Annotated in this window: 1 protein-coding gene; it reads left to right on the forward strand. The window is 42.4% G+C overall.

Annotated features, from left to right (window positions below; genetic code table 11):
• Nucleotides 1–459, forward strand: a 459-nt coding sequence (locus R7Z77_RS28705) for an exonuclease SbcCD subunit D C-terminal domain-containing protein (RefSeq protein WP_318137479.1), incomplete at its 5' end; no start/stop codon positions are given.
• Nucleotides 460–507: the final 48 nt, after the last annotated feature.

Raw genomic sequence — 507 nt, forward strand, 5'->3', positions numbered from 1 at the left:
ATTCGTTATTCTGGTTCGTTGATGAAGTACAGCTTCGGTGAACAAAATCAAAAGAAAGGCTTCACATTAGTTGAAATCGGCAAAGATGGCTTTATTGGGGCGGAACATATTGAGTTAACTGCGCCTCATGAAATGCGTATCGTTGAAGGCGAATTGGAACAAATTCTAGAGTGGGGCAAAACGGAGCCGCAAAATGAAGATTATTTACTGGTGAGATTAATGGATAAACACGCCATTTTGAATCCGATGGAGAAACTTCGTACGGTTTACCCGAATGTTTTGCACCTAGAGAAGCCAGGAATGCTAATTGGTGTCGAGCAAGAAATGGCGCAAGCTAAGCTCGCTCGCAGTGAAATTGACATGTTCAAAGATTTCTTTGCTGAAGCACAGGATAGTGAATTATCCAATGAGCAAGAGCAAGCAATCAGCGACATCATTAAGCAACTTTCACAGCAGTAAGGGCCAAATATGAAACCAATCAAACTCACGATGCAAGCCTTTGGTCCG

The organism is Vibrio sp. 1401 (genome assembly GCF_033340295.1).